Below are 13,834 nucleotides of genomic sequence, written 5' to 3'. Positions count from 1 at the left end.
AGTTCTCCCGCGTGGGCGTGTCCCCGCGAGTTTTCCCACCGCCATTCGATCCTGGAGGTTCATCATGGCCGGACGTGACAAGGGCATCATCGACCCGCCCATCGACGCACTGCTCGACAAGGTCGACTCCAAGTACCAGCTCGTGATCTACGCGGCCAAGCGCGCGCGCCAGATCAACGACTACTACTCCGACCTGCACGAGGGGAACCTCTTCGACAACGTCGGTCCGCTCGTCGACTCGAGCGTCGAGGACAAGCCGCTCACGATCGCGCTGCACGAGATCCACGAGGACAAGCTGCGCCTGCGCGCGGCCGAGTGATCCTCCGCTGACTTCATGACGCCGTATGGCGTCGCCATGCCCGTGATCCCCGCTACGACGACGTCGTGTCGGAGATCGCGGGCATGATTGTCGAGTACCCGTTGTCGTCTGGAGCACCGATGAGCGCGCTGCGTCTGTTCACGTCCGAATCCGTCACCGAGGGGCACCCGGACAAGATCTGCGACCAGATCTCCGACTCGATCCTCGACGCCCTGCTGACGGTCGACCCGGGCAGCCGTGTCGCGGTGGAGACCCTCGTGACGACGGGCCTCGTGCACGTGGCGGGTGAGGTCCGTACCGACGGCTACGTCGACATCCCCGGCATCGTCCGCCGGGTCGTGAACCGCATCGGCTACACCTCGAGCGAAACCGGCTTCGACGGCGACTCCTGCGGCGTCACGGTGTCGATCGGCGAGCAGTCCGGCGACATCGCGGCCGGCGTCGACAACGCGATCGAGCACCGCGAGGGCGGTTCGGTCGACCCCGTCGACGCGCTCGGCGCGGGCGACCAGGGCATCATGTTCGGCTACGCGACGAACGAGACACCGCAGCTCATGCCGATGGCGATCTGGACCGCCCACCGGCTGGCCGAGCGTCTCACGGATGCCCGCCGCTCCGGCGCGCTCGGGTTCCTGCGTCCCGACGGCAAGACCCAGGTGACCCTCGGCTACGACGGTCCGGTGCCGCGCACCGTCGACACCGTCGTGCTCTCCACCCAGCACAACCCCGACATCTCGCTGCCCGCCCTGCGGGCCGCGGTGCAGGCCGAGGTCATCGACCCCATCCTCGCCACCACCGGCCTCGACGTGTCGAACGTCCGCTACGTCATCAACCCCGCGGGCCCGTTCGTCACCGGCGGCCCGAAGGGCGACGCCGGTCTCACCGGCCGCAAGATCATCATCGACACCTACGGCGGCGCGTCCCGCCACGGCGGCGGCGCGTTCAGCGGCAAGGACCCGTCCAAGGTCGACCGCTCCGCGGCCTACGCGATGCGGTGGGTCGCCAAGAACGCCGTCGCGGCCGGTCTCGCCGACCGCCTCGAGGTGCAGGTCGCGTACGCGATCGGTCGCGCGGAGCCCGTCGGGCTCTACGTCGAGACGTTCGGCACCGCGCACGTGTCCGACGAGAAGATCACCCGGGCGATCCGAGAGGTGTTCGACCTGCGTCCGAAGGCGATCATCGACGACCTCGACCTGCTGCGGCCCATCTACGCGCAGACGGCCGCCTACGGCCACTTCGGCCGGGAGCTTCCCGAGTTCACGTGGGAGCGCACCGACCGCGTCGAGGAGCTGCGCGCCGCCGCGGGTCTCTGACCGACGCCGTGATCGTCGTCGCCCGGGTCCTCATCGACTCGCCCCTGCCGCAGCTGGACCGGCTCTTCGACTACGAGGTCCCGGCATCGCTCGTCGCCGATGCCGTGCCGGGAGTCCGGGTGCGCGTGCCGCTGCGGACGGCGGGGCGCGTCGTGGACGGCTACCTCGTCGAGGTGCACACGGCGGAGGCGCCCGAGCGGCCGCTCTCCGAGCTCGACGCGGTCGTCTCGTCGGTGCCCGTGCTGACCCCGGCGCTGTACGCGCTCGCCCGACGCGCGGCCGACCGCGCCGCCGGCTCGGCGAGCGACATCCTGAGGCTGGTGATCCCGAAGCGGATGGTGCGCGCGGAGAAGGCGTGGCTCGCCGCCGGAGATGCGGACGCCTCCGCCGCCGAGGTGTCGACGGATGCCGCGGCCTGGGCCGACGGCGTGCTCGCGGCCTATCCGGGGCTGTCCGGGGCCGTCGCGGCGGGGGAGCGGCTCGCCCTCGACGCGCCGCCGCGCCCCGCGCCCGATCGCCCGGTCGGCGCGTGGGCCGACCTGGTCGCCGCGATCGCCGTGCGCACGCTGGCGGACGGGCGCAGCACCGTGCTGGTGGTGCCCGATCACCGCGACCAGGACCAGCTCCTGACCGCGCTCGCGGGGCGCGCACCCGACGACGCCGTGGTGCGCGACGACGCGCGCCGCTCCGGCCCCGAGCGCTACGCCACCTACCTGCGGCTGCTGACGCCGTCGCCGTGCATCGTGGTCGGCAACCGGTCGACGGTCTACGCCCCCGCGCACGACACGGCCTGCGTCGTCGTGTGGGACGACGGCGACCCCCTGCTGGCCGAGCCGCTCAGTCCCGGCGTCCACGCGCGCGACGCGGCCCTCCTCCGCCAGGAGCTGGAGGGCTCGGCGCTCGTGTTCGCCGGTCACACGCGCACGACCGACGTGGAGCGGCTGGTGCAGCTCGGCTGGGTGCGCGACCTGCCGGCGGCCCGGCGGCCGAGCCCGACCGTCGTGCTGTCGGCCACACGCGAGGGCGAGTCGCGGGGAGCCCGCGTGCCGTCGAGCGCGTTCGCCGCCGCCCGCGACGCCCTGCACGAGGGACCGGTCCTCGTGCAGGTCGCCCGCCCGGGCTACTCGCCGGTGCTGGTGTGCGCCGACTGCCGCACGCCCGCCCGCTGCCGCCATTGCACGGGCCCGCTGCGGGCGCGCCGCCCCGGAGCGACCCCCGACTGCGGGTGGTGCGGCCGTTCCGCCCCCGCCTGGACGTGCGCGAACTGCGGCTCGGTGAAGCTGCGCATGGCGTCGTCGGGCAGCGAGCGCACGGCGGACGAGCTCGGACGCGCCTTCCCCCACACCCGCGTCATCGTCGCCGACGGCGCGCATCCCGTGACCCACGTCGACGAGCGGCCGGCGCTCGTCATCGCGACCCGCGGCGCCGAGCCGTTCGCGCGCGGCGGCTATCGGGCGGTGATCCTGCTCGACGGCGACCGGATGCTGCTGGCCGAGCAGCTGCGCATCGGGGAGTCCGCGCTGCGCTGGTGGTCGAACGCGGCCGCGCTCGCGGCCCCGACGGCCCCCGTGCACCTCGTGGGTGTCGCGGGACCGGTCGCACGCGCCCTCGCGACCTGGACGCAGCCGGCCTACGCGCGCGCGGAGCTCGCCGACCGCGCGCCGCTCGCGATGCCACCGGTGATCCGCGTCGCGGCGGTCGAGGGCAGCGTGACCGCCGTCGAGGGGGCGCTCAGCGCGGTCCGCGACGCCGTTCCCACGCTCGCCGCCCCCGCGGGCGCGATCCTGGGTCCCGTCCCCCTTGAGGAGGGGGTGGTCCGCGCCCTCGTGCGCTTCGACTACGCCCACGGCAAGGCGGTCGCCGATACGCTGCGCGCGGCCGTCGTCGCCGAGGCCCTGCGGGGGCGTCGCGCGGCCCGTCGCGGACCGGCGCGCGGGGCGAACAGCGGCGCGCGCACTACACTGCGGGTGCGGCTCGACGTCCCCGAACTCGATCTCTGATCCGGCGGGCTCGCCGCCGTGATCGTCGTCATCAACCGAGGTATCCCATGCGCATCGTCTTCGCCGGCACACCGGCGCCCGCCGTCCCGTCCCTGCGGGCGGTCGCGGCATCCGCTCACGATCTCGTCGGGGTCGTCACCCGCAGCGACGCGCCCCTCGGTCGCAAGCGGGTGCTGACGCCGTCCGCGGTGGCCGCGGCGGCAGCGGACCTGGGGGTGCCGATCGTCAAGGCCGACCGCCTCGACGCCGCGGCGAGCGCCGCGATCGACGCCCTCGCGCCCGATCTCGGCGTCATCGTGGCCTACGGCGGCCTCGTGCGGGAACCGCTGCTGTCGATGCCGAAGCACGGGTGGATCAACCTGCACTTCTCCCTCCTGCCGCGCTGGCGGGGCGCAGCCCCGGTGCAGCACGCGCTCATCGCGGGGGACCGGACCACGGGGGCGAGCGTGTTCCAGCTCGTCGCCGCCCTGGATGCGGGTGACGTCTTCGCAGAGGTGCGCTACGACGTCCCCCGCGGCGCGACCGCGGGGGAGGTGCTCACCGAGCTGGCCGACGCCGGCGCCGAGCTGCTCGTGCGCGTCGTCGACGAGATCGCGGCGGGAACCGCGCGCGCGGCGCCGCAGACGGGGACGGCCACGCTCGCTCCGAAGCTGTCCATCGCCGATGGCGCCCTCGACCTCACGGCTCCCGCCGACGTCGTGCTGGACCGTTTCCGCGGCACGACGCCCGAGCCCGGGGCGCACGTGAGCTTCGACGGCGCGCGGCTGAAGATCCTCGCGGCGCACCGCGGGCCGGATGCGGGGCTGGAGCCGGGCGTGGTGAGCGCCTCGGGCCGCGACATCCTGCTCGGTGCCGGCGGCGGCACCAGCGTGGTCCTGAAGACCGTCCAGCCGGCCGGCAAGAGCGCGATGGCGGCGGGGGACTGGTGGCGCGGCGTGCGGGTCGACGACCCGCGCATCGAGCTGCCGTCGTCGGGGGAGGCGGCCTCGTGAGCGGGTCGCCGCGCTGGGTGGCCTACGACGTGCTGCGCGCCGTGCACGACTCCGACGCGTACGCCAACCTCCTGCTGCCGCGTGCGATCACGCGGGCCGGGCTCACCGGCCCCGACGCCGGACTGGCCACCGAGCTGACCTACGGCACGCTGCGCCGCGAGGGCACCTACGACGCGATCATCGCGGATGCCGCACGTCGCCCGGTCGCCGACATCGACCCCGCCGTGCGCGACGCCCTGCTGCTGGGGGTCCATCAGCTGGTGGCGATGCGCACGCCCGCGCACGCGGCCGTCAACGAGACCGTGCGCCAGGTACGCAAAGCCGTCGGCGCGTCGGCGGCGGGCTTCGCGAACGCGGTGCTGCGTCGCGTCAGCGAGCGGACGCCGGACGAGTGGGACGAGCGTCTCGCGGCGGGGGCGCGGTCGGACGACGAGCGCCTCGCCCTCCGCTACGCGCATCCCGTGTGGGTGATCCGCGCCTTCCGCCGCGCCCTGGCCGCGGAAGGCCGCGCCGACGAGCTCGAAGCGCTCCTCGCCGCCGACAATGCGGCGCCGGTGGTCACCCTCGCCGCTCTCCCCGGACTGGCGCACCGGCCCGCCGACGCCGCGCCGACGCCGTACTCGCCGCTCGGGTTCCGCTCCGCCGGGGGCGATCCCGGGGCGCTGGTCGCGGCATCCGGGGGCCTGGTCCGCGTGCAGGACGAGGGATCCCAACTGGCGGCGCTCGCCCTCTCCCGCGCCCTCCCGGTGGCACCCGGCGAGCGCTGGCTGGACCTCTGTGCCGCGCCGGGGGGCAAGACGGCGGTGCTCGCGGCGGAGGCGCTCGCCCACGGCGCCGAGCTGGAGGCGAACGAGCTGTCGCCGGCTCGCGCGCCGCTCGTGCGCGACTCGGTCGCGGCAGTACCGCTGGAGGTTCCGGTGTCGGAGGAGGACGGTCGCACACGGGCCGCCCGCGGGCGCTACGACCGCATCCTCGTCGATGCCCCCTGCACCGGCCTGGGCGCCCTGCGCCGTCGTCCCGAGGCGCGCTGGCGCAAGCAGCCCGCCGACGTCCCCGAGCTCGCCGCGCTCCAGACCGAACTGCTGGATGCCGCGATCGCGGCACTGCGCCCGGGCGGCATCGTCGCCTACGTCACGTGCTCGCCGCACCTGGCCGAGACCGCCGCGGTCGTCGCCGACGCCCTGCGCACCCACGGCGACACCATCGAGGAGATCGATGCGCGTGCGGTCGTCGCGGGGATCTCCGACGCACCGATCGATCTCGCCCCACCCGCGGACGGGTCCGGGCGCGCGCAGCTGTGGCCGCACCGTCACGGCACCGATGCCATGTCCATCTCGCTGCTGCGCAAGCGCTGAGCGGCCCGGCGGGCCCGTCGGCGGCGGCTAGGGTGGTGCCGTGACCGGCGACATCCGCATCAACCCCAGCATCCTGGCCGCCGACTTCGTGAACATGCAGTCGGAGCTGGCCCGTATCGGGACCGCCGACTTCGTCCACGTCGACGTGATGGACAACCACTTCGTGCCGAACCTGACGTTCGGGCCGCAGATGGTCGAGCGCATCCAGGCGACGAGCCCGGTGCCGCTGGACGTGCACCTCATGATCTCGGACGTCGACCGCTGGGCTCCCGGCTATGCCGAGCTGGGTGCGGCATCGGTCACCTTCCACCTCGAGGCCGCGACCGATCCCGTGGCCCTCGCGCGCCGCCTGCGCGCGATCGGTGCCCGCGCCGGGGTGGCGGTGAAGCCCGCGACAGCGGTCGAGGGGCTCTTCGACGTGCTCGACGAGTTCGACCAGATCCTCGTCATGACCGTGGAGCCCGGCTTCGGCGGACAGTCGTTCATGGCCGACCAGATGCCCAAGCTGGCGCGACTGCACGACGAGGCCCGTCGGCGCGGCTCGCAGGTGTGGCTGCAGGTCGACGGGGGCATCTCGGAGTCGACGATCGCCCAGGCCGCCGAGGCCGGCGCCGACACGTTCGTCGCCGGCTCGGCCGTCTTCGGCGCGGGGGAGCCGGACCGCGCGATCGCCGCCCTGCGTCGCCTCGCCGCCGATCACCACCGGCACTGACCCGCCCGCCGGCCGCCCGGACGGCGCTCGCCCCCGGCGCGGACCGGTAGCCTGTCAGGGTGAAGACGTTCGACGCCCTGTTCGCGGAGCTGACGACGACCGCCGAGACCCGTCCCGAGGGTTCCGGCACGGTCGCGCAGCTCGACCGCGGCGTGCACGCCATCGGGAAGAAGATCGTCGAAGAGGCCGCCGAGGTGTGGATGGCCGCGGAGTACCAGTCCGACGACGAGACGGCCGAGGAGATCTCCCAGCTGCTGTACCACCTGCAGGTGCTCATGCTGGCCAAGGGCCTCACCCTCGACGACGTGTACCGACATCTCTGAGCGCGCTCCCGCCTCTGCTCGTCCCGCTACCGAAAGCCCTTCACCCATGCTGCGCATCGCCGTGCCGAACAAGGGGTCGCTCGCCGACACCGCCGCCGAGATGCTCGCGGAGGCCGGATACACCGGCCGTCGCGACCCCAAGGATCTCCATGTCATCGACCCGATCAACGAGGTCGAGTTCTTCTACCTGCGTCCGAAGGACATCGCGACCTACGTCGGCTCCGGCGCCCTCGATGTCGGCATCACCGGCCGCGACCTGCTCCTCGACGCCCGGATGCCGGGGGCACGTGAGATCGAGCAGCTCGGCTTCGGCGGCTCGACGTTCCGCTTCGCCGGCCCTCCCGGACGCTTCACCGCGGTGACCGACCTCGAGGGCCTGCGGGTCGCGACGGCCTACCCGGGCCTCGTCGACGGCTTCCTCGACGAGCAGGGCGTCGCCGTCGACCTCGTGCCGCTGGACGGTGCGGTCGAGTCGGCGGTGCAGCTCGGCGTGGCGGATGCCGTCGCTGACGTGGTCTCCACCGGCACGACGCTGAAGCAGGCGGGCCTGGAGATCTTCGGACCGGTGCTCCTGCAGTCGGAGGCCGTGCTCATCGGGGCTCCCACCGAGGCCGAGGGCACCGAGACCCTGCTGCGGCGCCTGCGCGGCGTCATGGTCGCGCGCCGCTACGTGCTCATCGACTACGACCTGCCGGCGTCGCTGGTCGACGACGCGGTGGCGATCGCACCCGGCATCGAGTCGCCCACCATCTCGCCGCTGCGCGACCCGGAGTGGGTGGCGGTGCGCGTGATGAGCCCGCGCACGACGGTCAATCAGGTCATGGACGCGCTCTACGCCATCGGCGCCCGCGCCATCCTGGTGACGCCGATCCACAACGCGAGGCTCTGACATGTCGCTCGCACGACGGGTGATCCCGTGCCTCGACGTGGCCGCCGGCCGCGTCGTGAAGGGCGTGAACTTCGAGAACCTGCGCGACATGGGCGACCCGGTCGAGCTGGCCGCGCTCTACTTCGCCCAGGGCGCCGACGAGCTGACGTTCCTCGACGTGACCGCGACGGTGGACGACCGCGCGACGACGTACGACGTCGTGCGGCGCACGGCCGAAGAGGTCTTCATCCCGCTCACCGTGGGTGGGGGCGTTCGCAGCGCCGACGACGTCGCGCGCCTGCTCGCCGTCGGTGCCGACAAGGTCGGCGTGAACTCCGCGGCCATCGCGCGCCCCGACCTCGTCGGCGAGATCGCCGACCGCTTCGGCGCCCAGGTGCTCGTGCTCTCGCTCGATGTGAAGCGCGCACCCGGCACCCGCTCCGGGTTCGTCGTGACGACCCACGGCGGACGCACGGCCACGAGCCTCGACGCCCTCGACTGGGCCCGTGAGGCCATCGACCGCGGCGCCGGCGAGCTGCTCGTCAACTCGATCGACGCCGACGGCACCAAGGACGGCTTCGACCTCGAGCTGGTCGGGCTCATGCGCGAGCTGTCGTCGGTGCCGGTGATCGCCTCCGGCGGCGCCGGCAGCGTCGACCACTTCGCCCCGGCCGTGCACGCCGGAGCCGATGCCGTGCTCGCGGCATCCGTGTTCCACTCCGGCCAGCTGACGATCGGCGAGGTCAAGGACGCGCTGAGCGCGGACGGCATCGAGGTGCGCCGATGACCGCCGTCGACGATCCCCGCATCGGCCGCGTCGCCTTCAACGACGACGGGCTCGTCCCGGCGATCATCCAGCAGCACGACACCGGAGAGGTGCTCATGCTCGGGTGGATGGATGCCGAGGCGCTGCGCCGCACGCTGACGGAGGGCCGCGTGACGTTCTGGTCGCGGTCCCGCCAGGAGTACTGGCGCAAGGGCGACACCTCCGGACACGCGCAGTACGTCCGCGGCGCGCGGCTGGACTGCGACGGCGACACCCTGCTGATCGCCGTCGAGCAGATCGGCGCGGCCTGCCACACCGGTGACCACACCTGTTTCGACGCCGACGACCTGTCGCCCGTCGTCGCCTGGGCGCCCCTCGATTCCGGCGGCGACGCGTCGTGACGGCACGTGCGCGCAGCTTTGCGGTGCTGGCGATCATCGCCGGCGGAGCGCTGGCGATCATCTCGTCGACCCAGACCTGGCTCGACGTGACCCTCGACGCGGGCGCGACCGCGGCCCTGCAGGTGGCGGGGGCGAAGGCGTTCACGATGCTGGCACCGCTGAGTCTGGCGGCCCTCGCGCTGGGACTCGCGCTGACGGTGGTGGGCCGCGCGCTGCGGTATGCGTTCGGCGCGCTCGCCCTCCTCATCGGCGGGACGCTGACCATCGCCGCCGCCCGCATCGCGATCGAGCAGCCGCTGGATGCGGTCGCCGCCGCGGTCACGACGTCGACGGGCCTGTCGGGTACGGCCGCGATCGCCGGCCTCGTGACGTCCGTCACCGCCACGCCGTGGCCCTGGCTGACCGTCGTGGCGGGGGTGCTCATCGTGGCCGGGGGCGCGCTGACGATCGCGACGGCGCACCTCTGGCGCCGCAGCGGCCGGCGCTACCGCACCGACGGCGGGACCGGCGCGGGAGCCGCCGCGCCGTCCGCGGCGGCGTCCCGGCCCTACGACGCGATCGACTCCTGGGACGACCTGTCGCACGGCGACGATCCCACCGCCCGCTAGACTGGCGGAGAACCCCCGAATCACTCCGAGGAGCATCATGAGCAACAGCATCGACGACCCCGGCCACGGACACTCGCCCGCCGCCTGGACGGCTGTGGTCATCATGCTGCTCGCCGTGACGCTCGGCACGGTCTTCTACTGGTTCGACATGCCGATCCTGGTCTGGGCCTCGGTGGGCCTGCTCATCGTCGGCGCGCTCGTCGGCTGGGGCATGGCGAAGGCCGGCTACGGCGCCAAGGGCCCGAAGTACGCCCCGAAGCAGCACTGACATGCTCGATGGCCTGACGGCCGGTGCGGTGGAAGATGCCCGGTCGCGGGAGGATGCACGTCCTCTTCGCGATGTCGAGCGTGACGCCCTCGCACAGGCCCCCGCGCTCGACGCCCTCGCCGCCCTCGCCCCCGCCGACCGGGTGAAGATCATCGCCGAGGTCAAACGCGCGAGCCCGTCCCGCGGCGATCTTGCGGCGATCCCCGATCCCGCCCTCCAGGCCGCGCTGTACGAGGAGGGCGGAGCCTCGGCGATCTCCGTGCTCACCGAGGCGCGCAGATTCAAGGGCTCCCTCGCCGACCTCGAGGCGGTGAAGGGACGCGTCGGCGTGCCCGTCCTGCGCAAGGACTTCATCGCGACCCCCTACCAGGTGCTGGAGGCACGTGCGTCCGGCGCCGACCTGGTGCTGCTGATCGTCGCCGCCCTCGAGCAGCCGCTGCTGAGCCGACTGCACGAGCTGGTGCTCCAGCTCGGCATGACGCCGCTCGTCGAGACGCATTCCCGCGAGGAGCTGGAGCGCGCGGCCGACCTGGGCGCGAAGCTCATCGGCGTGAACGCCCGCAACCTGTCCACCTTCGAGCTGGACCGCGACCTGTTCGGCTCGCTCGCCGAGCACTTCCCGGCGGATGCCGTGAAGATCGCCGAGTCCGCGGTGCTCGCCCCCGCCGACGTCGCGCACTACCGCGCCGGCGGCGCCGACGTCGTCCTGGTGGGGGAGGCGCTCGTCACGAACGACCCCGTCACCACCCTGCATGCCTTCCTGGAGGCCGGATCATGAGCCTGCGTGACCAGCACGGACCGTTCTTCGGCGACTTCGGCGGTCGATTCATGCCCGAATCGCTCATCGCCGCGATCGACGAGCTGACCGCGGAGTACGAGTCGGCCAAGGCCGACCCCGCGTTCCAGGCGGAGTTCGAGAGCCTGCTGCACTCGTACGCGGGGCGCCCGTCGGCGCTGACCGAGGTGCCCCGTTTCGCCGAGCACGCGGGCGGCGCGCGGATCTTCCTCAAGCGCGAGGATCTCAACCACACCGGCTCGCACAAGATCAACAACGTCATCGGGCAGGCTCTGCTGACGAAACGGCTCGGCAAGAAGCGCGTCATCGCCGAGACCGGCGCCGGCCAGCACGGTGTCGCGACCGCGACGGCCGCCGCGCTGTTCGGCTTCGAGTGCACGGTGTACATGGGCGAGGTCGACACCGAGCGCCAGGCACTGAACGTGGCCCGCATGCGTCTTCTCGGCGCCGAGGTCATCCCCGTCACGACCGGTTCGCGCACGCTCAAGGACGCGATCAACGAGGCGTACCGCGACTGGGTGGCATCGGTCGAGACGACCAACTACATCTTCGGCACCGCGGCGGGGCCCCACCCGTTCCCGGCCATGGTGCGGGACTTCCAGAAGATCATCTCCGAGGAGGCGCGCGCCCAGCTCCTCGACGAGACCGGGCGCCTGCCCGACGCCGTCGTCGCGTGCGTCGGCGGCGGCTCGAACGCGATCGGCATGTTCGACGCGTTCCTCGACGACGAGAAGGTGAAGCTGTACGGCGTGGAGGCGGCCGGCGACGGCGTCGACACCCCGAAGCACGCGGCATCCATCGAGCGCGGACGGCCCGGTGTGCTCCACGGCGCGAAGACCTACGTGCTGCAGGACGAGGACGGCCAGACCGTCGAGTCGCACTCGATCTCGGCGGGCCTGGACTATCCGGGTGTCGGGCCGGAGCACGCGTGGCTCGCCGACATCGGCCGCGCCGAGTACATCCCCGCCACGGATGCCGAGGCCATGGACGCCTTGCGCCTGCTCTCGCGCACCGAGGGCATCATCCCGGCGATCGAGTCCGCCCACGCCCTCGCGGGCGCGTTGCGCCTGGGCCGCGAGCTGGGCCCGGACGCCATCATCGCCGTCAGCCTCTCCGGCCGCGGCGACAAGGACATGGACACCGCCGCCCGCTGGTTCGGGCTCTACGACGAGGGGGCCGCGCAGTGACCTCGCGCGTGGCCGCGGCGATCGACGCCGCGAAGGCCGAAGGGCGGGGGGCGTTCGTCGGTTACCTGCCGCTCGGGTTCCCCGACCTCCAGACGAGCATCGACGCCGCCGTCGCCCTGGCCGACAACGGCGCCGACATCCTCGAGCTGGGGCCGCCCTACTCCGACCCCGTGATGGACGGGCTCATCATCCAGGAGGCCACGCAGGCGGCCCTCGCCGGCGGTTTCCGGCTGCGGGACACCTTCACGGCCGTCCGCGCCATCGCCGCGCGCGTCGACGTGCCCATCCTCGTGATGACCTACTGGAACCCGGTGCTGCAGTACGGCGTGGACCGGTTCGCCGACGAGCTCGCCGCGGCGGGGGGAGCCGGCCTGATCACCCCCGACATCACCCCCGACGCCGCACCCGACTGGATCGCCGCCTCGGAGCGCACCGGACTGGACCGCGTCTTCCTCGCCGCACCGACCTCCACCGACGAGCGGTTGCGGATGATCGCAGAGGCCTCCACCGGCTTCGTCTACACCGTCTCCACGATGGGCATCACGGGGGAGCGCGCAGAACTGGATGCCGCCGCCCGCACCCTCGTGGCCCGTCTCCGCGGTTTCGGCGTCGAGCACGCCTGCGTCGGAATCGGCATCTCGACCGCCGAACAGGTCGCCGGAGTGCTGGAGTACGCCGACGGCGCCATCGTCGGGACGGCTCTGGTCCGTGCCCTCCGCGACGGCGGCGTGGCGGCCCTCGCCGCCGAGACCCGCGCGCTCACGGGCGGCACCGGCTCCTGAGCCGTCCGCGGCGACACGTGACGATCCCGACGGCGAAGTAGACTGCCCCTCGTGCTTTCCTCCGCCTCCGTCGTCGCCAGCATCCCGAGCCCGTCGATCAGCTCCTTCCAGATCGGCCCGCTGACGATCCACTTCTACGCCCTGTGCATCCTCGCGGGGATCGTCGTCGCGGCGTTCATGACCAACCACCGGCTGACCAAGCGCGGAGCCGAGGCGTGGGTCGTCATCGACATCTGCCTGCTGGCGGTGCCGCTGGCGATCGTCGGGGCGCGCGCCTTCCACGTCGTCACCCACTGGGGCTTCTACTTCGAGCAGGGCCGCGACTGGTGGAACCCCTTCGTCCGCGACGCGATCTGGAACGTCTGGGACGGGGGCATCGCGATCTTCGGCGCTCTCATCGGCGGCGCCATCGGTGCGTGGCTGGGCTGTAAGTGGACCGGCATCCGCTTCTGGACCTTCGCCGACGCCCTGGCCCCGGGGCTGCTGCTCGCGCAGGCGATGGGACGCTTCGGCAACTGGTTCAACCAGGAGCTGTACGGCCTGCCCACCGACCTCCCGTGGGGCCTGCAGATCGACTACCCGAACGCGGCCTGGCCGGTCGGCCTGCCCGCCGGCACGCTGTTCCACCCGACGTTCCTCTACGAGGTCATCTGGAACACGATGGGTGTCTTCGTCCTCCTGTGGGCCGGCCACCGCTTCCGGCTGCAGTGGGGCCGTCTGTTCGCGATCTACCTCGTCTGGTACAGCGCCGGTCGCATCGTCTGGGAGAGCATCCGCATCGACCCGAGCGAGGTGTTCTTCGGCCTGCGCACCAACGTGTGGGCGGCCATCTTCGGGGTCATCGTGGGTCTGGCCATCTTCGTGGTGCAGACGCGTCGTCACCCCGGCTTCGAGCCGTCGCCGTACATGCGCGGCCGCGAGCGGGGCGGGGCTGTACAATCGCAGAACACCGATGAATTCGTGGACGTCAGCGCACCCCCGACGCCCGGCTCCATCGCGGACGCAGCCACAAGCACCGTCGCATCGAAGTAGCACCGCAGTCACCTCCCCGGTGCCCGCCACGCTTCGATTTCTCCTCCGCTGAACACACCTCCGCTGAATGCCCAGGGCCGACGTCGTCCCCGATCAGTTTGACCATGAGGAC

At 72.7% G+C, this 13,834-nt stretch carries 16 protein-coding genes; all 16 read left to right on the top strand.

Annotation, left to right across the window (positions count from 1 at the left end; translation table 11 throughout):
• Positions 1-64 precede the first annotated feature (64 nt).
• Positions 65-319: a DNA-directed RNA polymerase subunit omega gene (gene rpoZ / locus MHO01S_RS01490; protein ID WP_060958614.1), complete on the top strand. Its 255-nt coding sequence runs from the start codon at positions 65-67 to the stop codon at positions 317-319.
• A gap of 119 nt (positions 320-438) precedes the next feature.
• Positions 439-1,632 (top strand): methionine adenosyltransferase, encoded by a 1,194-nt coding sequence (gene metK / locus MHO01S_RS01485; RefSeq protein ID WP_060958615.1) that lies wholly within the window; start codon positions 439-441, stop codon positions 1,630-1,632.
• An 8-nt stretch (positions 1,633-1,640) separates the two neighbouring features.
• Positions 1,641-3,632, top strand: coding sequence for a primosomal protein N' family DNA-binding protein (locus tag MHO01S_RS01480; protein ID WP_061781747.1), 1,992 nt, complete (start codon positions 1,641-1,643; stop codon positions 3,630-3,632).
• A gap of 47 nt (positions 3,633-3,679) precedes the next feature.
• Positions 3,680-4,624: a methionyl-tRNA formyltransferase gene (gene fmt / locus MHO01S_RS01475; RefSeq protein ID WP_061781746.1), complete on the top strand. Its 945-nt coding sequence runs from the start codon at positions 3,680-3,682 to the stop codon at positions 4,622-4,624.
• Positions 4,621-5,979, top strand: coding sequence for an RsmB/NOP family class I SAM-dependent RNA methyltransferase (locus MHO01S_RS01470; RefSeq protein WP_061781745.1), 1,359 nt, complete (start codon positions 4,621-4,623; stop codon positions 5,977-5,979). Before fmt ends, MHO01S_RS01470 begins: the two co-directional genes overlap by 4 nt.
• Before the next feature lie 40 nt (positions 5,980-6,019).
• Positions 6,020-6,691 carry a ribulose-phosphate 3-epimerase gene (gene rpe / locus MHO01S_RS01465; protein ID WP_061781744.1) on the top strand — a complete coding sequence of 224 codons (672 nt, stop codon included), beginning with the start codon at positions 6,020-6,022 and terminating at the stop codon, positions 6,689-6,691.
• A gap of 59 nt (positions 6,692-6,750) precedes the next feature.
• Positions 6,751-7,014, top strand: coding sequence for a phosphoribosyl-ATP diphosphatase (locus MHO01S_RS01460; protein WP_060958619.1), 264 nt, complete (start codon positions 6,751-6,753; stop codon positions 7,012-7,014).
• Between the two features lie 46 nt (positions 7,015-7,060).
• On the top strand, positions 7,061-7,903 hold the full coding sequence (hisG, locus tag MHO01S_RS01455; RefSeq protein WP_061781743.1) for an ATP phosphoribosyltransferase: 843 nt from the start codon (positions 7,061-7,063) through the stop codon (positions 7,901-7,903).
• A gap of 1 nt (position 7,904) precedes the next feature.
• Positions 7,905-8,669: an imidazole glycerol phosphate synthase subunit HisF gene (gene hisF / locus MHO01S_RS01450; protein ID WP_060958621.1), complete on the top strand. Its 765-nt coding sequence runs from the start codon at positions 7,905-7,907 to the stop codon at positions 8,667-8,669.
• Positions 8,666-9,049 (top strand): phosphoribosyl-AMP cyclohydrolase, encoded by a 384-nt coding sequence (gene hisI, locus MHO01S_RS01445; RefSeq protein WP_060958622.1) that lies wholly within the window; start codon positions 8,666-8,668, stop codon positions 9,047-9,049. The genes hisF and hisI overlap by 4 nt, the downstream gene beginning before the upstream one ends.
• On the top strand, positions 9,046-9,657 hold the full coding sequence (locus MHO01S_RS01440) for a Trp biosynthesis-associated membrane protein (RefSeq protein ID WP_061781742.1): 612 nt from the start codon (positions 9,046-9,048) through the stop codon (positions 9,655-9,657). The genes hisI and MHO01S_RS01440 overlap by 4 nt, the downstream gene beginning before the upstream one ends.
• Positions 9,658-9,694: 37 nt before the next feature.
• Positions 9,695-9,925 carry a DUF6704 family protein gene (locus MHO01S_RS01435; protein WP_060958624.1) on the top strand — a complete coding sequence of 77 codons (231 nt, stop codon included), beginning with the start codon at positions 9,695-9,697 and terminating at the stop codon, positions 9,923-9,925.
• Position 9,926: 1 nt separating this feature from the next.
• A complete protein-coding gene (gene trpC / locus MHO01S_RS01430) occupies positions 9,927-10,703 on the top strand; it encodes an indole-3-glycerol phosphate synthase TrpC (RefSeq protein WP_060958625.1) in 777 nt (258 codons plus the stop codon).
• A complete protein-coding gene (gene trpB, locus MHO01S_RS01425; RefSeq protein WP_060958626.1) occupies positions 10,700-11,908 on the top strand; it encodes a tryptophan synthase subunit beta in 1,209 nt (402 codons plus the stop codon). The genes trpC and trpB overlap by 4 nt, the downstream gene beginning before the upstream one ends.
• The gene (trpA, locus tag MHO01S_RS01420; RefSeq protein ID WP_060958627.1) at positions 11,905-12,690 is read left to right on the top strand and encodes a tryptophan synthase subunit alpha; all 786 of its coding nucleotides are present in this window, start codon (positions 11,905-11,907) and stop codon (positions 12,688-12,690) included. The genes trpB and trpA overlap by 4 nt, the downstream gene beginning before the upstream one ends.
• A 51-nt stretch (positions 12,691-12,741) precedes the next feature.
• Positions 12,742-13,722, top strand: a complete 981-nt coding sequence (gene lgt / locus MHO01S_RS01415) for a prolipoprotein diacylglyceryl transferase (RefSeq protein ID WP_060958628.1) — start codon at positions 12,742-12,744, stop codon at positions 13,720-13,722.
• Positions 13,723-13,834: the final 112 nt, after the last annotated feature.

Origin of the sequence: Microbacterium hominis NBRC 15708, assembly GCF_001592125.1 — a bacterium.
GTDB classification, from domain to species: domain Bacteria; phylum Actinomycetota; class Actinomycetes; order Actinomycetales; family Microbacteriaceae; genus Microbacterium; species Microbacterium hominis.
Note: the sequence above shows the minus strand (reverse complement) of the source record. Positions and strands in the feature narration are given on the sequence as shown.

Bases quoted from the DNA above. Each gene is read 5' to 3' on its own strand.
- trpC (WP_060958625.1), top strand. From the start codon at position 9,927: ATGCTCGATGGCCTGACGGCCGGTGCGGTGGAAGATGCCCGGTCGCGG.
- trpB (WP_060958626.1), top strand. From the start codon at position 10,700: ATGAGCCTGCGTGACCAGCACGGACCGTTCTTCGGCGACTTCGGCGGT.
- rpoZ (WP_060958614.1), top strand. From the start codon at position 65: ATGGCCGGACGTGACAAGGGCATCATCGACCCGCCCATCGACGCACTG.
- MHO01S_RS01435 (WP_060958624.1), top strand. From the start codon at position 9,695: ATGAGCAACAGCATCGACGACCCCGGCCACGGACACTCGCCCGCCGCC.
- hisG (WP_061781743.1), top strand. From the start codon at position 7,061: ATGCTGCGCATCGCCGTGCCGAACAAGGGGTCGCTCGCCGACACCGCC.
- fmt (WP_061781746.1), top strand. From the start codon at position 3,680: ATGCGCATCGTCTTCGCCGGCACACCGGCGCCCGCCGTCCCGTCCCTG.
- metK (WP_060958615.1), top strand. From the start codon at position 439: ATGAGCGCGCTGCGTCTGTTCACGTCCGAATCCGTCACCGAGGGGCAC.
- hisF (WP_060958621.1), top strand. From the start codon at position 7,905: ATGTCGCTCGCACGACGGGTGATCCCGTGCCTCGACGTGGCCGCCGGC.
- hisI (WP_060958622.1), top strand. From the start codon at position 8,666: ATGACCGCCGTCGACGATCCCCGCATCGGCCGCGTCGCCTTCAACGAC.